General features: G+C 44.8%; 20 protein-coding genes. 16 read left to right on the top strand and 4 right to left on the bottom strand.

Translation table 11 applies throughout. From position 1 onward, the window contains the following. The first annotated feature begins 20 nt into the window (after positions 1–20). From ACR1R9_RS07650 to ACR1R9_RS07705, 12 genes are all read left to right on the top strand, one after another. Positions 21–734: a response regulator transcription factor gene (locus tag ACR1R9_RS07650; protein WP_326065701.1), complete on the top strand. Its 714-nt coding sequence runs from the start codon at positions 21–23 to the stop codon at positions 732–734. Beyond that, positions 731–1,723, top strand: coding sequence for a sensor histidine kinase (locus ACR1R9_RS07655; RefSeq protein ID WP_326065700.1), 993 nt, complete (start codon positions 731–733; stop codon positions 1,721–1,723). The genes ACR1R9_RS07650 and ACR1R9_RS07655 overlap by 4 nt, the downstream gene beginning before the upstream one ends. A 171-nt stretch (positions 1,724–1,894) precedes the next feature. After that, entirely contained in the window at positions 1,895–2,665 is a 771-nt protein-coding gene (locus tag ACR1R9_RS07660; protein WP_076289013.1) for an ABC transporter ATP-binding protein, read from the top strand. Then, complete coding sequence (locus ACR1R9_RS07665; RefSeq protein ID WP_175382437.1) at positions 2,640–4,589, top strand: ABC transporter permease; 1,950 nt, start codon at positions 2,640–2,642, stop codon at positions 4,587–4,589. The genes ACR1R9_RS07660 and ACR1R9_RS07665 overlap by 26 nt, the downstream gene beginning before the upstream one ends. Before the next feature lie 105 nt (positions 4,590–4,694). Then, on the top strand, positions 4,695–5,426 hold the full coding sequence (locus ACR1R9_RS07670) for a ZIP family metal transporter (RefSeq protein WP_246318105.1): 732 nt from the start codon (positions 4,695–4,697) through the stop codon (positions 5,424–5,426). A gap of 187 nt (positions 5,427–5,613) precedes the next feature. Continuing rightward, entirely contained in the window at positions 5,614–6,222 is a 609-nt protein-coding gene (locus ACR1R9_RS07675) for a hypothetical protein (RefSeq protein WP_175382508.1), read from the top strand. A 34-nt stretch (positions 6,223–6,256) separates the two neighbouring features. Continuing rightward, positions 6,257–6,907 carry a hypothetical protein gene (locus ACR1R9_RS07680; RefSeq protein WP_175382435.1) on the top strand — a complete coding sequence of 217 codons (651 nt, stop codon included), beginning with the start codon at positions 6,257–6,259 and terminating at the stop codon, positions 6,905–6,907. Next, positions 6,907–7,464: a hypothetical protein gene (locus ACR1R9_RS07685; RefSeq protein ID WP_099858356.1), complete on the top strand. Its 558-nt coding sequence runs from the start codon at positions 6,907–6,909 to the stop codon at positions 7,462–7,464. Before ACR1R9_RS07680 ends, ACR1R9_RS07685 begins: the two co-directional genes overlap by 1 nt. Positions 7,465–7,542: 78 nt before the next feature. Further along, on the top strand, positions 7,543–8,295 hold the full coding sequence (locus ACR1R9_RS07690; RefSeq protein ID WP_433921416.1) for an SMI1/KNR4 family protein: 753 nt from the start codon (positions 7,543–7,545) through the stop codon (positions 8,293–8,295). A 3-nt stretch (positions 8,296–8,298) separates the two neighbouring features. Continuing rightward, complete coding sequence (locus ACR1R9_RS07695; protein ID WP_099858354.1) at positions 8,299–9,600, top strand: hypothetical protein; 1,302 nt, start codon at positions 8,299–8,301, stop codon at positions 9,598–9,600. Positions 9,601–9,606: 6 nt separating this feature from the next. Further along, positions 9,607–9,930 carry a hypothetical protein gene (locus ACR1R9_RS07700; RefSeq protein WP_433956425.1) on the top strand — a complete coding sequence of 108 codons (324 nt, stop codon included), beginning with the start codon at positions 9,607–9,609 and terminating at the stop codon, positions 9,928–9,930. A 16-nt stretch (positions 9,931–9,946) separates the two neighbouring features. Further along, on the top strand, positions 9,947–10,558 hold the full coding sequence (locus ACR1R9_RS07705; protein ID WP_099858353.1) for an SMI1/KNR4 family protein: 612 nt from the start codon (positions 9,947–9,949) through the stop codon (positions 10,556–10,558). A gap of 99 nt (positions 10,559–10,657) precedes the next feature. On the opposite strand, the gene ACR1R9_RS07710 is transcribed toward ACR1R9_RS07705, so the two are convergent. Further along, positions 10,658–10,960, bottom strand: a complete 303-nt coding sequence (locus ACR1R9_RS07710) for a hypothetical protein (RefSeq protein WP_076289022.1) — start codon at positions 10,958–10,960, stop codon at positions 10,658–10,660. A gap of 220 nt (positions 10,961–11,180) precedes the next feature. On the opposite strand from ACR1R9_RS07710, the gene ACR1R9_RS07715 reads away from it, so the two are divergent. Beyond that, on the top strand, positions 11,181–11,885 hold the full coding sequence (locus ACR1R9_RS07715; RefSeq protein ID WP_433921415.1) for a cupin domain-containing protein: 705 nt from the start codon (positions 11,181–11,183) through the stop codon (positions 11,883–11,885). A 122-nt stretch (positions 11,886–12,007) separates the two neighbouring features. Here the strand turns inward: ACR1R9_RS07715 and ACR1R9_RS07720 are convergent, their stop codons facing one another. Beyond that, complete coding sequence (locus ACR1R9_RS07720; RefSeq protein ID WP_433921414.1) at positions 12,008–13,054, bottom strand: Rieske 2Fe-2S domain-containing protein; 1,047 nt, start codon at positions 13,052–13,054, stop codon at positions 12,008–12,010. Positions 13,055–13,413: 359 nt separating this feature from the next. Between ACR1R9_RS07720 and ACR1R9_RS07725 the strand changes: the two genes are divergently transcribed. Both ACR1R9_RS07725 and ACR1R9_RS07730 read left to right on the top strand, forming a co-directional pair. After that, complete coding sequence (locus ACR1R9_RS07725) at positions 13,414–13,860, top strand: carboxymuconolactone decarboxylase family protein (protein ID WP_433921413.1); 447 nt, start codon at positions 13,414–13,416, stop codon at positions 13,858–13,860. A gap of 37 nt (positions 13,861–13,897) precedes the next feature. Next, positions 13,898–14,824 carry a sigma-70 family RNA polymerase sigma factor gene (locus ACR1R9_RS07730; protein WP_433921412.1) on the top strand — a complete coding sequence of 309 codons (927 nt, stop codon included), beginning with the start codon at positions 13,898–13,900 and terminating at the stop codon, positions 14,822–14,824. A 145-nt stretch (positions 14,825–14,969) separates the two neighbouring features. Here ACR1R9_RS07730 and ACR1R9_RS07735 read toward each other — a convergent pair whose 3' ends face one another. Together ACR1R9_RS07735 and ACR1R9_RS07740 are read right to left on the bottom strand one after the other, a co-directional pair. Beyond that, positions 14,970–15,926, bottom strand: coding sequence for a hypothetical protein (locus ACR1R9_RS07735; protein ID WP_433921411.1), 957 nt, complete (start codon positions 15,924–15,926; stop codon positions 14,970–14,972). A gap of 216 nt (positions 15,927–16,142) precedes the next feature. Further along, on the bottom strand, positions 16,143–16,769 hold the full coding sequence (locus ACR1R9_RS07740) for a spore coat protein (protein WP_256716815.1): 627 nt from the start codon (positions 16,767–16,769) through the stop codon (positions 16,143–16,145). Between the two features lie 149 nt (positions 16,770–16,918). Here ACR1R9_RS07740 and ACR1R9_RS07745 point away from each other — a divergent pair, with 149 nt between their 5' ends. Further along, positions 16,919–17,452, top strand: coding sequence for a hypothetical protein (locus ACR1R9_RS07745; RefSeq protein WP_433921410.1), 534 nt, complete (start codon positions 16,919–16,921; stop codon positions 17,450–17,452). The last annotated feature ends 9 nt before the right edge of the window (positions 17,453–17,461 follow it).

Raw genomic sequence — 17,461 nt, forward strand, 5'->3', positions numbered from 1 at the left:
GAACGGAAAGAAGGTTGACGATGCAATCGATATTGCTGGTTGAAGATGATGCCAAGCTCGCAGGATTGCTGGGTGAATATCTGATCCGAAATGGTTTTCAAATGCAGATTGTGGCAGATTTCCGTCATGTTCTGGATGAATTCATGCAGTTCGGTCCGGATTTGGTATTGATGGATGTAAATCTGCCTCAATTTGATGGCTACTACTGGTGTAGACAGATCCGTTCGCATTCCATATGTCCCATTCTATTTATTTCGGCTCGTGACAGTGGCATGGATCAGGTTATGGCGCTGGAGCATGGGGCGGATGATTATATTACGAAGCCTTTTCAATATGAGGTCGTACTTGCTAAAGTTCGTAGTCACCTGCGTAGGGCATATGGGATGTATGCAGCTGTTCAACCAGAAATGAAAGTGAAAAATGGCTCTATGCTGCTGTACCCCGAAAGATATGTACTGGAGTTCGATGGTCGTTCCGTGGAGCTGACACAGAAGGAATCCGTATTGGTCGAGGCACTGATGGCCAAGGCAGGCCGGGTAGTGGGCCGTGAGCGTTTGCTCGAACTGATGTGGGAAGATCAGCATTTTATTGATGATAATACGTTGAATGTGTACATTACTCGTGTTCGCCGCAAGCTGAAGGATCTGGGAGCTGAAGAGGTTTTGGAAACTGTTCGCGGAGCGGGCTACCGATTGCTTGATTTGGAGTCACCTGTCCAAGAGGACCGACAATGAAACTGTTCTTAAGAGATCAGCTACCCCTCATCGGATTTTATTTGCTGCAGATGCTGCTTGTCCCATGTGTATATTGGCTTTCAGGTGAGGATCGCCCCATGAAAATTGTACTTTATGGCATGTTTCTGAGTACAGTGGTATTGCTCGTGTATCTGACCGTACGTTATTTCCAGCTTCATCCATATTACCGTGTGCTCCAGCAGCCACAACGGCTGGCACAGGAGCCTTTCCAATCACTTGGTAATGCCCCTGTGGCTAATTGTTTACAGGAATTGATGCATGAACTGGAGCGTAACCGTCAGCATGAGATGGGGCAATTGCGCATGCATAGTGAGCAGCAGGTTGTATTCATGAATCGTTGGGTCCATCAGATGAAGACACCCTTGTCCATTATTCAGTTGACCCTGGAAGATGTGGATGATGATAAAACTGCAGGCAGTATACAGGATGAGCTGGATAAAATGCGCAAAGGGTTGGAAATGGTACTTCATTCTTCACGTCTGGAACAGTTCGAAGGGGATTTTCGCGTAGAGCTTTTGTCTCTACCCGAGGTGGTTCGAAGCAGCGTAGCTGAGAATCGACGTTTGTTTATTCGCAGAGGAATTACGCCGGATATCCAAATGGACAACGAACTTCTAGTTTATAGTGACTCCAAATGGTTGCGGTTCATGTTAACCCAGATTTTGACCAATGCCGTCAATTACTCAGATAGCAAATCAGGAAAAAAAGTCATGATTACTGCCTATATGAAGGAAGAACGAATCGTATTAGATATTCAGGATCAGGGTATCGGCATATCGGCTGAAGATATTCAACGTGTGTTTAATCCTTACTTCACCGGAGAGCGGGGAAGACAGTATCATGAATCTACAGGGATGGGACTATACCTGGTCCGTGAGATCAGTGCACGTTTGGGTAACCAGATTGAATTGTTCTCCAAACCGGATGAAGGAACATTGGTCCGATTCAGCTGGATGAATCGAAAATAGAAGTGCTTTGCCTATGGGCGAAGTGCTTTTTTTATGGAATAGGAAGAAGGGGGAACATAACCTTAAACGCTGTGTAAGGAAAGTTTAAGGTAAATCGATAGCAGGGTTGTAGGAGGTCGTTTAGGATAAGGATATGAAAAGAAAGCATAGTTTAGTTGGAGGGGAAACACCATGGAAATGTTACAAGTTTCGGCACTAAACAAAGTGTATCAGGGCAAAGTGCAGACTCAAGCCCTTAGTGATATTCATCTGACCATCAAGCAGGGTGAATTTGTAGGGATTATGGGACCATCGGGAAGTGGAAAAACGACGTTGCTCAATATGGTCTCGACCATTGATGAACCAAGTTCAGGCAAGGTGCTGATTAATGGCATGAATCCGTTTGATATGAAAAAGAAAGAACTTGCCATGTTCCGACGCAGGGAACTCGGGTTTGTATTTCAGGATTTTAATCTGCTCGATACCTTGACCGTTGCTGAAAATATAGTACTCCCCTTGACGCTGGACAAAGTCAAGCTGAAGGAGATGGAGAGCAGACTCAATCGGATTACCACTCACCTTGGAATTGATCATATTCTGGATAAACGCATTTATGAAATCTCGGGTGGACAGCGGCAGCGTACAGCCATTGCCAGGGCCATGATTAATATGCCATCCATTGTACTGGCCGATGAGCCGACTGGTGCATTGGACTCCACCTCATCTCAAGCGGTAATGGAATCGCTTGAACAGATCAACCAGCAAGAGAAAACAACGATTATGCTGGTCACGCATGATCCACTTGCCGCAAGTTATTGCCATCGGATTGTGTTTATCAAGGATGGCAAGCTCGCAGCCGAAGTGCATCGTGGAGATAACCGCCAGACGTTCTTTCAACGGATTATTGATACATTATCCTTCTGGGGAGGGAATTCGCATGAGCTTTCCTCAGTTCGCCTTTAATAACATTCGCCGAAACGGGCGAGCGTACATCGCCTTTTTCCTAAGTAGTGCATTCATGGTCATGATATTCTTCGCGTATGCAATGTTTATCTATCATCCGTTTGTTGAGAAATTGCCGATTGGCAAGACTACGGCAGCGGGAATGCAGGTTGCCTCCGTCATCGTATACGTTTTCGCGATCTTCTTTGTTATGTATTCCATTAGTGCATTTCTGAAATCACGGAACAAGGAATTCGGTATTCTAACCATCTTGGGCGCAGAACCAGGACAGATTCGAAGGCTGGTCATTCTGGAAAATATGTTTATCGGATGTCTGTCCATTGTGGCTGGAATAGGTGGAGGCATGTTATTATCCAAGCTGTTCCTGATGTTAACCACCCGATTTATCGGTATGGAGGATCTGCCTTTTTATTTCCCTGTGAAGGCCATGTTGATTACGGTGATTGCTTTTTTAGTACTGTTCTTTTGCATTTCCCTGTTTACATTGGTCTTTATCGGGAATAAGCGAGCATTGGAGCTGCTTACGGGTTCGAGCAAACCCAAGAAGGAACCTAAAGCATCTTGGATATTCTCTATTCTCGGGCTTGCGTTTCTGGCTACGGGATTCCTTGCGCTTTACGGTAGTTTGTCGAGTGAGAGTATTCTGATCGCTGCTGTGACAGGCATTGCAGGTACGTATTTTTTTTACTCGCAGCTTTCCGTGCTGGGTATTCGTCTGTTGAAACGTAACCGCAAACGGGTGTGGCATGGTACACGCTTGCTATGGATTTCTGAGATGAGTTACAAAATAAAAGATAACGCACGCATGCTGTTTATGGTGACGGTGGTTATTGCGGTTGCTTCCATGAGTGCAGTGGTCATTTTGTCGCTGGATCAACAGAATCGACAAGTATTTAGAGACAATCATTTTCCGATCCGTTATAACGTGTACAGTGCATCGGAAGAACCTAACATGGCACCCGTCAATGAGGTTCTTGACGCTGCCGGTCTTCAATATCAGAATGCTTATCTGGAATATTTTTGGACAAGTACGGATGATAGCGGCATCAGTGTGATGTCTCTAAGTGATTTCAACCAGTTCAACACAATCCAGAACAAACCGACCTATACGCTCTCAGCTCATTCCAGTATATTCATTGATTCACGCAATGTGGAGAAGCCTCGACATGAAGAACGATTTCGTTCCTATGCCAAGGGCGATCAGTTAACGCTGGATATGAATTCAGGGCCTGTTACACTCGACATTAAATATACTGAAAATGAACCGGAATTCAACGGACTTCTGTATACATCAGCCCTAGTTATTGTAAGTGATGAAGAGTTTAAAGCTCTTACCGGACCATTGGACAAAGATGCTGTTTCCGGTAAATATCTTTATCATATCCCTTCATGGGGGGGATCGGTGCCCGATCGGCAATCATCTGAAGTGATGGTAAGTGATCGGCTGAAGGGCATGGATGAGATTATTAGGAATAACTCTAATGATAAAGATTTTTCAGGTTTTTTCACGACGCGATATGCTGACTTCGAAGAATTCAGACAGACAACGGCACTCTTTACCTTTTTGGGGATATTCATCGGACTGATCTTCTCGATCTCCTCAGCCAGCTTTCTCTATTTCAGGCTGCACACGGATCTGGAGGCAGATGGGAAAATGGTGCATTCCTTGTCTAAAATGGGTCTCAGTTTTCAGGAGATGAAACGATCATCCACAATTCAGATCGCGGTTCTCTTTTTCTTCCCAATCCTGATCTCAATTGTTGAAACGCTCGTTGTTGTTAAGCCGTTTCTAACTGAATTCGGTATCACGAATTATACTGTTCCGGTATTAACCGTGTTTGGTGCATTTTTGCTGGCACAGACCTTCTATTTCTTCGTCATTCGTTCAAGATATATATCTTCACTACGCAAAATGATGGTTTAAAGTTAGCGGTTTTATATTAATCTGGTCATGTCCCCTGTTTTTGTTGTCTATGCTCCGGTTAATGGAGTGATAGATCATATATGAACATGAGAGGGGTCATCCCGGATGTGGACTGCATTCATGTGGGGCTGCATCTCCGCCTCGGCTGTTGTCATAGGAGCACTTGCTGCGCTGTTTCTGAAAATTCCGAAACGAGTTATTGGCTGGATCATGGCTTTTGGTACAGGGACCCTGATTGGTGCAGCCGCATTTGAATTAATTGGGGATGCCCTGAATGATGGGGGGATTGTGCCGACGGCCATTGGATTTACCTCAGGGGCCGTCGTGTACACGCTGTTCGATTTGCTCATTTCCAGTAAAGGGGGAGCAGGGCGCAAGCGTTCGGAAATTGCCGGGAAGGGAGATTCCAGCCAGAGCGGACTTGGTATTTTTGCAGGGACGGTCATGGATGCTATTCCTGAATCAATCATGCTGGGGGCCAGTCTACTCGCCGGGAACGGTGTCAGTGTGGTGTTGGTTGTTTCTATCTTTGTGAGTAATATTCCGGAGGGTCTGTCCAGTACGGTTGGACTTCAACGTAATAAATACTCCCGCTCCAAGATTATTCTCTTGTGGCTGGGTGTACTGATCATCTCTGCACTTGCAGCATTGGGAGGATACCTGTTCCTGGAGCAGCTTCCTGATGAGATGGCCGCGGCTATTGGGGCATTTGCCGGAGGAGGCATTATTGCAATGATCTGCTCCACCATGATGCCGGAAGCGTTCGAAGAAGGTGGGCCGGTAGTAGGTTTTATCGCTTCGATGGGATTGCTAGTATCGCTTTTACTTGATCTTTGATTCCTTGAGTTAAATGGGGAGAAGAGTACCTTTCAGATAATGATCTGGAATAAGGTGCTCTTTTTTACGTTGTGTTTTCTTGTGCTAATCACTGGAGTTACATATAATTTTAGGTAGAACAACTGGGAAATGCTGAGTGATTGCTTTTAGCGATTACCTTCATGCAGGGGAAAGGCAGGGATTGAAAATGAAACGTTTCGAGGATGAAGGGGCTTATAAATACAGCTTCTACGCTGTTCTTCGCCGGGGAGAGCAGGTCGTTGTGAGATGTAAACAATGCAGCGGGCACGCCTTTATCATCTTAGAAGAAGATCATCTAGCATGGAAATGTTCGCAATGTTATGCTCATGGAATTCAAGAGACAGAATATCAGTACAATGCCAAGAACAATTGCATCCGGTGTGAGCGCTGGTTCAATGTTGAAGTGACGGATGAGAAAAAGATAACTCACAAATCGTCACATATCGAATGCCCGCACTGTGGGACTATTAATCATGTCGAATTACATAAAAAGCCAGCGTTTCAAGGGTGTTATCCCGATATACGGGATGGACGCGACCCTGTGTTTGATATGGAATTGTACTTTCTGGATTATGTTAGAGGTAAGGTGGTATGGGCTGTTAATCGGGAGCATTTAAACTATCTGATCTCATATATTTCGGCTGATTTGCGCGTGAAACCTGGAAATGTACCTTTGAAGACGGCTTCACATTCCATTCCCGCTTATATTAAGAACGCCAAGAACAGGGAGCTGGTTGTCCGCACATTGACCAAACTTCAGCATAAGACTGGATAAACCAGCAGAACGCGAGTCGTAAAGGAGGATGATCATGAAATTCCGTTTAAAGATTATGATATTTGCAGTGATAATAGGCGTATTACTCATTCCAGCCTATTTCATTTTACAGACGTATGGTGTGTTTCAAAAAGAGAAGGTACTCTCTGATTATGCTCTTGCTGTCGACGTGAATGGCAAATCCTATGAAGCCTGGCCGCTCATTAACAGTTTCGCTGCCATGGACAAGGAGGAAAACAACAGGCAGTTATATTACCGTGTAGATATGAATCATATTCAATACCTTTTTCACATCGCTTATCAGGAGTTTGATGTTCGACCCAGTGAAGATAATCCCTATCTGGCGGGTACAGTGAGCTATCAATCCACAGAAAATGAATATGTAAAATCCGAAAAGCAATATACCAATGCCAAAGATTTTACAACGGTGTTGAATTTTTATAATAAGGACAAAGAGGTGATTTATACTTATCAAAATACTGGGAAAGGGGATGGACAACTGGTCCAATCCATCATTCATCAGGGGATGAGTCGTTCTAGTAATGGAGGCAGCGAAGCTGCTCGTGATCCTTATATCAACGTTACGGCTTTGTTCCATGATAAGTTAGACATCGATGTGAAGCTGGATGTAGATGAAGAACATAAAGTCGTAACCATTCGAATGAATAAAGCGGAGGCGAGATGATGAATTTATTTGGTGTACATAAAGGACCTACATATTTGGAAGGTTTGGTTCGGGAGATTTCGGATGTTCAGACTCATGAAGTCGAATGGAAAGGCAAGTTGCAAACGAGCGATGGACATGACAAGTTCCATATCTTTTATTATGGTGACTTAACCGAAGATGATCTGATAACCTGGCATGATTCGACACCGCTCATTGTATATGCAGAGCATACCGTAACAGGGGAACGTTACTTGCTCATCGATTCAGCCAAACATGGTTATGATGCGATGTTGTGTGAGACATATCCAGAGGAAGACCTGAATAACAGGCCGTTACGGCCCTATCTGGACGTTGAAGGGGAAGACATATTTGAAGTACAGCTATCTGCCTTTTACAACGTGCCGTGGGATGATGAGTTCGGGGAAGATGTAGATGAAGATGGAACCTACGAATTAATTACGGGAGAGCGCATGGATTTTGAGCAGGTGAAACGTGACGGCTATGATGCATTTGCCATTAGTATTGTAAACCGCAAGGGTGTACTAACCGAAATTGTGCAGGAAGAATTGGCTTAGCCTTTACCTGGTTGAATTGCTGATCGATTGAATGAACTATCGTGAATTGAACGAAACGATCGTAGGGAGATGTTGTGAATGTATATAGTAACTCATGCGTTGAAGCCCGTACCGGCTAAGGAACTGGATCATTTTGAAGAACAGCATTCCATCTCGTTACCTGCGTCATATCGCCAATGGCTGGAAAAATACGGGGAAGGCACGTATACGGGCTGGATGAATGTGCAGCGGCCGGATCAGGAGGTACTGAAGCCTTTTGCTGAATATGATTTTTGGATGCACACGGAGGATACACCCGTTACTCAGGATCAGCTTCAAGAGTGCATCAGTATCGGCAGTTCGGTGGATGGTGATTTCCTGGCGATTCATCCAGATGTGAAGGGATTGTTGTGGCTCCCGCGTCATGATGAGCATATTATTCTGTGGACATGCTCTGAAGCAGACTTTGGAGAGACACTGGACCAGATCTATTGCGAATATTACCATCAGGATAAACCGCTGACCCCGGCGTATTTTGAACCGTGGAACGAGCTGCGAAACCATACGTTCTACCACTTGGTTAACGTTGAGCGTGAAGGCTCCATGAAAGAACTGGCCGATTTGTGTAAAAGTAAATTCAAGTGGGATGCAGTGATGGAAAATGAGTATACATGTAAGCTTTTTAGGGTCTCCATGGGTGGATATTTACGTTTTAATTATGCGAACGGCAGGGAAATTGCGCTTTTCTATGAAGAAATGCACGGGATGGAAGGTGCAACGGATCATGATCTGGATCAATTTTTGCTGGCACATCACTGTACAGTTATGGACAGAGGCGGAGTGGAGGAATAATCATTGAGTTGGATAAACGAAGAAATTGCGGAAACATGGCGTAATGAAGGCAAACGATACGCAAAAGATGTCAATGCATTTGTACGCAGAGGCATGGCAGGAGAACAACTGGATGAATCGGAGCTCGCGGAGGATGCCAGAACGCAGATCAGCACTGAGGTGTGGGAGATGGTAAAGCAAGCCAATCTTCAAGGGGATTTGGAACGGCTCCGGCTTGAACTGCCTGCTGCAACATGGCCAATGAACGAACATTTTCAATCTGCCATGCAGGCCGTTCGGGTGGTAGGTTATCTGAACACAGAAACAATAGTATTCACAACCGGCACCTTCACGGAGAATGGCTGTGTATATACGGCTGATCCAAACGGATGGTTGCCATTCTCTCAGTATACCTTCGCAGGTTGTTCGTCAGATGGTGTAGATTATGCGCTGGCCGGATCGGAAGGTATTCGTATCATCAGACAACCAGATCGTCAACTAGAAGGACACGAGCTTGCGGTGTATCGCTGGGAAGATATTCAATCCAGTATTCAGAAGGCTTTGCCACGCATTGAATCCCTTGCTGACTGTGAGCATCCGGAACGCACACTTGAAGGACTTATTCCATTCAATGATGGGAAATCCGTTCTTATCTTCTCCAATTATGGAATCTACCTGGTAGACCAAGATCAGGTATCCCTGCTGCACCCGGATCCGGCAGAGATCGAAGAATATGAGTTGGAAGATACACAGATTGATATGGGCCATGCAGCAGTCTCACGTGACGGTCGCTGGATTGCCTACGGCAGCCAGGTCAGTAACCATATGGTTCTGGATCGCAAACAAAATAAGACGTATTCCCTTTATCCTGAATCCAGCTATCCTCATTATGCGGTATTCACTGCAGACAGCTCAGAGGTATGGTTTAATGCCTGTCACTTTTATAACGGTGCTACAATACAAGTTCAGCTGGAAACGATCGATGGTAATGAGAGTAAGGAAGATTGGCCTGTAATGGATGAGAATGCCCGTGTTTACGCTGCAGTGGAGTTGGGTGCAGGCATGGTGCTTGGTGACGCATACGGATATTTATATTGTGTGAATGGTGATGGGCAGGAAGTGTGGAGACATTTTGTAGGCAGCACCATCTATTCCTTGGCGAGCTCTCCTGACCAGTCAAAGCTTGCAGTGGGTACGTTCGGGGGCATGCTGCATATTCTTGATCTGCACTCTGATCAGATGGATGAGTATGGCATAGGCACAGGCACCCTCCGTGAAATTGAGCGCTACGTGTTATGGCGTGGAGAAGAACCTTTACGTTGGTGAACACCAGTGATTGAAGATCAAAGATTGGGTAAGGTGGAGGTTGAAATGAACCGTGAAGAAGCAGCTCCTGAACTAAAGCAATCTACCCTGGATCGTGAAGTTATGGCTTCACTGTGGGGAATCACCCACCTTGGACGTGCTTGGGCCGTCGAGCCTGAAGGAATGTTGCGTAGTAATCGATTGATATCAGATGCACAGGTCGCGTTGATGGAACGTTGGCTGGATCTGTTTTCCTACGCTGTTATGGTGCTGATCGAAGACGGAGGGGAAGAAGAGGCGTTCTGGGGATATCAGGAATATGTGCGGGAACGGGTTGTTGAAAAGAGTTGAAAAGGGAGGGGTGTGTATGACACCTGAGGCTAATGCAAAATGGAATGATTTGTTTGATGCGTTGAATGAGCTCCTGAACGAAAAAATCCATGATGATGAAATTCGGCAGTTATACGAGGAATACCAGCATCGGGAGGGTGTCTCTGAGGAAAGTCTAAATGCATTTGAAACGGAGTATGGCGTCCGGTTGCCGGAGGATTTTCGTGCCTTCTATAAGCGGAAGGATGGCAGTGGTTATGCATTTCATATCTTGTATCCGGGTGATGCGGAGGCAGAGGAATGTAATCCGTTTTATCTGATGTCATTGCAGGAAATTCGGGAAACCAAACAATACTTCTGTGAAGTAGATGAGAAATTGGACGAGTACTATTCTGACGAAGAGATCAGCAAACTGGACCCGGAGATTAAGCCCTTCTTATTCCATAAAGCGTGGATTCCTTTTGCAACGATGGCGGGAGGCTCCCTGTATTTGATGCTTGATTTTGATCCGACAGAGAAAGGAACCTACGGGCAAGTGATTATGTATGTGCATGATCCGGACTTTGTCTATTATGTATCTGAGACGTTTACTGACTTGCTGGAAGTGTCCAACCGTAATCTGAAGATTATGGATGAGATTGAGTATTGAGCAGGCAGGATGCTGTTCGAAAGAAGGACATCATTGGATGTTTTAAAAGAAAGTTGAACAAAGACAGGAGCTGCCGGTAGCAGCTCCTGCATTGCTATTTTACCATTGGAAGAAACGATGGCCGTGGAAACCTCCGCCAGGTCCACCAGGGCCCCCGGGTCCTCCGCCATGTGGACCGCCCGGATAGCCGCCTCCAGGGAATGGACCGTGTGGACCACCCGGGTAACCGCCATGCCATCCTGGGCCTCCAATATGTCCGATGGGAAAGGGCAGCGGAAACGGCACGATGGGTGGATAGGGATATGGATAAGGGTAGGGGTATGGATAGGGTGGCGGTGGATAATAAGGGTAAGGATAACCCGCAGTTGGCGGGATAGGAACTGAACCAGGTCCGTATGCCATGATGCATGCCTCCAGTGTTTGATTGATGATATTAGCCTATGCTGCGATGCAATGGAGTGACACAGAGGGCTTAATAGAACGTGGTACGGGTAAAGGTGGATAAGATTTGGTAGCTGTATCATAACCCTTCAGCAGAAATGGGCTCACGCATAGAAGCCCAGAGCATAAGCTGGCGTTATAGGTTATCACCTAAACCGAGAGCGAAGGGCAGGCGTTTATTTTGGCAACTTCCTATATGGACTATACCTTACCAACCACCCAATTTACATTTGACGTGAACCAGAATCCTTTCTTCCAAAAAGACGGAAATAACTATATTAACTTTCTCTCCATTCATCAATTAAACACTTTGGGTAACGTATCCTTACTGGACATTTTTCTTAGCACAGGCAATGTGGTTGAACCCCATATTCATCAGAATGCATCCGAGCTGGTGTATTGCATCAGTGGTTCCGCCGTCGTTTCCCTTATAAACCCGTTTACTAATGAGTTGCTGAACTTTACGATTACTCCGGGTCAAGTAGCTAATGTTCCGCAAGGTTGGTGGCACTATGAAATTGCAACGGTAGATCAGACCCATCTGCTGGCTATCTTCGATGCCCCGGTTCCTGAAGCTATATTTGGTTCGGATATTTTACGACTGACACCTGCGAGTGTTCTGGCCCATACGTATTGTCTGGATGAGAACAAGGTGAAGGAAACACTTGCTCCAATTCAAAAAACAGTAATCGTTGGTCCGCCAGTGGACTGTGTTACTCAAGTTTCTCCGGCAACAAACATGCCGCAGCCAAATAGTCAGCCTAACGCACAGCCGTATGTAAATCGCCTTCCATATTGGGGAACATGGATTGATCCCCGTATTATTCACGAACCAGGCTGTCCGTATTATACAGAACCTCCTGTGAACACCAATAATCAAGGGTAAGTGTTCGATATAAGGCATTTATATGGGGTAAAACCCAGTACATTGTCACGAGTGAAAGTGTAGCAACTATACAAAAGAAGCGTTCGTAGGAACGCTTCTTTTTGTATTCATTTGTATTTATTTTATGATGTGTAATTCCGTCCCAAACCAAGCTCTGTCAATAACTGACGATAAGCGATAGAGGTACGGTCTGCGGGAATGTGCGCTTCTGCATGCAGATCCAGTGGCAAATCCTCTGGCTTTTGTGATTCCACCATTTCCCGATCTTCCTCAAATACTTGCAAGTTAAACTTAATGGTATCTTCAATCGGAGCATCCTTGTCAAAGTTACGGGTAATCGGACAGAACAACCGCGTAAAACGTGCTGAGATGGGAGAGGCACAGTTCAGAATGTTCAGCTTATCGTTCTCCGGGAAGTGAACCGTCAGTGATGCGGCGAATGGTGGAAATACGCGGAATTCACGCAACCACTGAAAACCATCGGGTGCTACATTATCTTGACCTTTGCCATAGTTGCTAACAGAACTCCAGTATTCGGCAAGCAGTTCTTTGCCTTCGCGTTTTACTTTGTATTGGGGCACTTCCGTGTTGTTTCGGTCCCCGAACGTCTCGGTATGCACGTAGGCAAAATGGGATACATCCAGAAATCCTTCCATTTGACGCCCAGCAGAACCTGCGATATCAAAGTTCGGGGGCAGGATATTAATATAATCTGGATCATCCCATCCCGGGAATGCAGGAATCTGCTCGTCGGTACCCGCAAGTGAAGTCCAGATGAGGCCATAACGTTCAACCGCAGGATATACGATAAGTTTCAGTTTGGGGGAGATTTTGGAGCTGGGGTGTGCAGGCACGGCGGTACATTTACCCTCACAGTTATAACGGAAACCATGATATGGACAGACGATTTCCCCATTTTCTACCCAGCCTTTACTGAGCGGAGCGCCACGGTGAAAACAAAGATCCTTAGCAACTACAACTTTATCATTGCTGCGATACAGGACCAAACGGACATCAAGCAATTGAGCGGCAAGTGGTTTATCTGTCACTTCGCTTGCCTGAGCAATCGGATACCAATATTGAGATAATACATGCCAGTCTTCAGCGGAGAACGTACAACCGCGAGGCAGTTCGAATGTAAGTTGAGGATTGGAATTGGAAGTTATCATGGAAGTCACTCCTTGCTAGGATAATGAATCGTTCATTTGTTTATGTCAGGAAAGTTTACTTCGTAGCCGTATGTTACTACTCTTTTGTTTCGTGTATCAATATGTATAAGGATTATTTGTTCAAAATCACAAACAATACATCAAACAGCTAACATAAATACGGAAAATTCTGTTTATACATAACGCTTTACGTGAACTATATTTATATCGGGCAAGCTCCACGCAAATTAATTATCTTAATTATTGATCGAGCTATATTCTGTGCCCTAATATGTTGAAAATTTTTTTATAGAAAAGTGTCACAGATGTGAGCATTGATTTGTCTTAAGGTTGTAGACCAAAATACGGAGGCGAATGCAATGAGTTTAAGAGTGAATTATAGAGTGGCTAACCAGGGTGCTTTCAAAGCAATGATGGCATTGGAGCAGCACATTTCAGGTCAGTTTGATGACAAACCGTTATATGAGCTGCTGAAAATCCGTGTATCCCAAATCAATGGTTGTGCGTTCTGTCTTGATATGCATGCCAAAGATCTGTTGAAGCTTGGAGATTATGCCGATCACATTTTGCTGCTGAGCGTGTGGCGCGAGGCGCCTTTGTTTACGGAAAAAGAACGTGTTATGCTGGAGCTAGCTGAGGCCGTAACACTTATTTCCGAACAAGGGGTACCACTTGAATTGTATGAAAAAGTTAGAGAACATTTCAGTGAGGCTGAACTTGTGGATCTGATCATGGCGATCAACACGATTAATAGCTGGAACCGGATTGCCATTACGACAGGGATGTATCCAGGCTGCTTTAATTAAGTAAACATTCGACCATCTGCCAGAGGAGGCCATTCTCATGAAATTCAATCCCCTCACCAATGAGCCAGAAGTGTCTTCTCTGGAAGTTGGTGAATTGTATATTCGTTATAAAGCCTATGCCTTTTCCATTGCTTACCGCATGCTTGGCAGTGTTGTGGAGGCTGAAGATATTGTGCAGGATTGTTTTGCAGAGCTTCAGAGCAAGTCTCTTGATGATATCCGTAATGCTAAGTCCTATATTGCTAAACTAATCGTAAACCGGAGTCTGAATCTGCTAAACTCTGCCCGTAATCAAAGGGAAAGTTATGTTGGAGAATGGCTTCCCGAGCCGATGAGCTACGGTGAAATGGGAAACATTCCGGAAGAAACCGTGCAGCAGAAGGAGATGATCTCCTATGCTTATCTGGTTATGCTGGAGCAGCTTTCCCCGATAGAGCGTGCCGTTTTTGTACTTCGTGAGGCTTTCCAGTATGAATATACGGAAATAGCGGATTGGTTGGGCAAATCAGAGAGCAACTGCCGTCAGATCTTTAGTCGGGCCAGACGCAAGCTTCCCGATAGACTTCCGCCGATGGAACAGAGTTCTGCAAATTATGCTGCAAAAAAGCAATTGCTGGCTCGTTTTACAACTGCTTTTCTAAATTATGATGTCTCCGAGATGCTTGAGCTGCTTGCCGAACAACCCGTTTTTACGGCAGATGGCGGTGGAAGTGTGCATACGGTCATGAGAACGATGAGAGTTCATAAAGGTGTACTCGCTTTGTTGACCTCTCGCCGGGTACTTACCCGATTGCGAGAACGAGAGTGGGTGCCCACATATATCAACGGAGAGCAGCACCTTGCGTTACTGGAAAACGGACAGTTGTCCGAAGTTCTGTGTTTGGAACTGGACTCTCTTGGAGAAAGAATAGAGGGGTTCTATCTCGTTGTGAATCCAGACAAACTTACATCGGTATCGAGATAATACTTTTCTGAAATGATATAAGAAGGGCTCAAGGCATGTTAAAGCGGCACACCCTGTAAAGAGGAGTGCCGCTTTTTTAGCTTTAAGACTGTAGCTAATTTTATTGTAAACTAACAACCATCCACTTTGGACCGGTTAATATTTATTAATCATTGGCAAATAGGTTTTCAACATGGTCAGTGATTTCTTTGATTTCTGGGGTGAGTTCGTCGTTACTCTCATCGAGAAGATGCAATATCCTCTCCACTGTATCCAGAAGTACACTCTTCGTATTGCGCTCCCTATTTGCCACAGCCTTTTCATATGCTTTTTTCACTTCTGGATCGATAGTACGAATTTCTTCTTCCGTGTACCAGTCATAGGCAGGAGAGTTATCACTTCCATAAAACAGGTAACCAACGTACAGTGAATTCTTGACTGCTGACGCACGATTAGAGCTTGGAAAGTTATTCAGAAAAGCTTCCTTCTCTAGAGTACGCCGGATGAGTTCATCCCAGGTTATGATAAAGGCCGCATCGGAAGTTGTGGGCTGGTTGGATTCCGCAGCCATAATATCAATGTAAGCAACAATGTCAGGTTTCACGTAGGGCTGAAACTTTTTGTACATCTCATAATTGATGATAGGATAGTATAGACCTTCACTGGTTTCCAGTTTGAATCCCAGATCGGAGGCTTCCTGCAAGAGCTTGCGAACCGCCGGTTCTTTAATCACTTTGAGCAGACTGCTATATGTAAGCTTTTGTTCATAACCTATGTTGGTATGGGCTTCATAGAGAACGCTTTGAAACGGTTCCGTATACATTTTTTGATCCAAGTCAGCCAGTCTGATCTTTTGCAAATTCTCCAGTTGAAGGGTCATCAGGGTGGCCTGCCAGGGGCCAACTTCATCGATATGATTCAATAGATATTTACGTGCTTGAACCAGACTGGGCGTGGATTTCACTGCATTTTTTGAATACATTTGAAATTGATGATATACCGCTTTGGAAGCTGGGATAGGTGCAGCCAATGTAGTTTGGGATGTTATAAGAGTTGCACAGATGGTTGTAAAGCTTAATGTAATGGCTAGAAAACCAATTTTAATCGTTGGATTCAATCGCATTCAAAAACCTCCCATGTTACATAATGAGTAGTTGTGATCACATTCTGATTAAACCAGTTTCTGGTAATCGAATCAAGGTAGAATTCCTTGAAAATAAAATGTGTTATTCAAGATATGCTGCAAACATGAGATGATTCTGGAAATAACAAAGAACAGCATCTTTCAACCTTGAGTAGGTTGAAGATGCTGTTCTTTGTTGATTAAGCTTATTTTAGATTAATGCAGAGGTGGTTTATTGTTCTGTGGCATCTGAGGGGCTCCATTTGCAGGGACGTAGGCCTGAAGCATCTGTTTGGTATCATTTGCATTCAGTTGCGGAACTTGGTAATAGGCGTGTTGATTTTGATACATGAAAATTTCGTAGGCCATCTCAATAAAGTGTTGCACTTGGGAAGCGATGACTCTCCGCACGGCTCCGTTTGTAATTTCAGGCGCAGACATGGCCAGTAGAGAAGCGTGTGATTTGATCAAACCCAGCATATGACCGCTGATTCCAGCATCTTTGACATCGGTGAGGGATTGATTCGGCTTTTTCGGTGCGGACGGCTTGAGGCCATATACAGGCGGAACGATATTTGGGATCATGTAAGTTGCTGTCTCCTGATGAGGTTTGTGTCCAGTGGAGAAACATTCTGCAGTCAGATTGTATTGGGATAACATGAAATTGTATTGACGATCAAGGATGCCGAGAAGTTCAGTGTCTTGTACAAATGTTCTAAACATCATGTATTGATCCAATACGTTGATGGCCCCTGACAGAATTTCATGCATATCAAACATTTCATGCCCGCCATGGTTCAAGTGGGATGTGAAGTCTGAATTTGCGTTGTTAGCAGGTTGCATTCGGTTTGGAGGCTGCATTGAATTTGGATTCATTGTGAATTTGATTCTCCTTTGGGAAATGGTATGATCCTAGTATGGTCTTCAACAGTAAATTTATGTATTGTGTGCCGGTTATAAGCGAAAATAGAGACAGGTATGGTGGTGGTTGGATGGAAACCGATTGGAGTGTTCCCAAAGGGATATTCGTTAAACATTATGGGAGCGCTATTCAGATGCATCGTGGTGGTGTTTATACAGACTATAAGCAATGGGATGTGCCGCAAGAGCTGGAGCAGACATGGATGGATGAAAGAATAGGTCAGTTAACCGCTGGATTATCTATCATGAACTGGGACGCAGTTGATGAGCTTACGTCAATTGCCAAATATCATGCAAATCCTCTGATTATTGCTGCAGTCACAGCATTCGCATCAAGACAGTTGATGAGTTCGGACAGTATGGTGCGTCTAGTGTATGCGGAACGGCTGATTGAGTTGATCAAGCGATATGAATCGATTATTCCGGTGGATAAACTGCGTGAAACCTATCAACTGACAATGAACTTGTTGGAAGATGTAGTAATGAAACCGTTGGTGCTTGATCCGGGACATGAACTACAGCAATATGGGTTAAAGGATAAACGCGGACTAAATCTGCGTGTGGAAAAGAACAAGGAAGAGATCATCCGATATTTTCGGAACTGAATGTATTTC

It is taken from the genome of Paenibacillus taichungensis, from assembly GCF_050994985.1.
GTDB lineage: Bacteria > Bacillota > Bacilli > Paenibacillales > Paenibacillaceae > Paenibacillus > Paenibacillus taichungensis.

Coding starts and splice junctions, on each gene's coding strand:
- ACR1R9_RS07650 (WP_326065701.1), top strand. CDS start 21: ATGCAATCGATATTGCTGGTTGAAGATGATGCCAAGCTCGCAGGATTG.
- ACR1R9_RS07685 (WP_099858356.1), top strand. CDS start 6,907: ATGAATTTATTTGGTGTACATAAAGGACCTACATATTTGGAAGGTTTG.
- ACR1R9_RS07680 (WP_175382435.1), top strand. CDS start 6,257: ATGAAATTCCGTTTAAAGATTATGATATTTGCAGTGATAATAGGCGTA.
- ACR1R9_RS07660 (WP_076289013.1), top strand. CDS start 1,895: ATGGAAATGTTACAAGTTTCGGCACTAAACAAAGTGTATCAGGGCAAA.
- ACR1R9_RS07655 (WP_326065700.1), top strand. CDS start 731: ATGAAACTGTTCTTAAGAGATCAGCTACCCCTCATCGGATTTTATTTG.
- ACR1R9_RS07710 (WP_076289022.1), bottom strand. CDS start 10,960: ATGGCATACGGACCTGGTTCAGTTCCTATCCCGCCAACTGCGGGTTAT.
- ACR1R9_RS07705 (WP_099858353.1), top strand. CDS start 9,947: ATGACACCTGAGGCTAATGCAAAATGGAATGATTTGTTTGATGCGTTG.
- ACR1R9_RS07745 (WP_433921410.1), top strand. CDS start 16,919: ATGGAAACCGATTGGAGTGTTCCCAAAGGGATATTCGTTAAACATTAT.
- ACR1R9_RS07735 (WP_433921411.1), bottom strand. CDS start 15,926: ATGCGATTGAATCCAACGATTAAAATTGGTTTTCTAGCCATTACATTA.
- ACR1R9_RS07720 (WP_433921414.1), bottom strand. CDS start 13,054: ATGATAACTTCCAATTCCAATCCTCAACTTACATTCGAACTGCCTCGC.
- ACR1R9_RS07675 (WP_175382508.1), top strand. CDS start 5,614: ATGAAACGTTTCGAGGATGAAGGGGCTTATAAATACAGCTTCTACGCT.
- ACR1R9_RS07690 (WP_433921416.1), top strand. CDS start 7,543: ATGTATATAGTAACTCATGCGTTGAAGCCCGTACCGGCTAAGGAACTG.
- ACR1R9_RS07665 (WP_175382437.1), top strand. CDS start 2,640: ATGAGCTTTCCTCAGTTCGCCTTTAATAACATTCGCCGAAACGGGCGA.
- ACR1R9_RS07670 (WP_246318105.1), top strand. CDS start 4,695: ATGTGGACTGCATTCATGTGGGGCTGCATCTCCGCCTCGGCTGTTGTC.
- ACR1R9_RS07730 (WP_433921412.1), top strand. CDS start 13,898: ATGAAATTCAATCCCCTCACCAATGAGCCAGAAGTGTCTTCTCTGGAA.
- ACR1R9_RS07740 (WP_256716815.1), bottom strand. CDS start 16,769: ATGCAACCTGCTAACAACGCAAATTCAGACTTCACATCCCACTTGAAC.
- ACR1R9_RS07725 (WP_433921413.1), top strand. CDS start 13,414: ATGAGTTTAAGAGTGAATTATAGAGTGGCTAACCAGGGTGCTTTCAAA.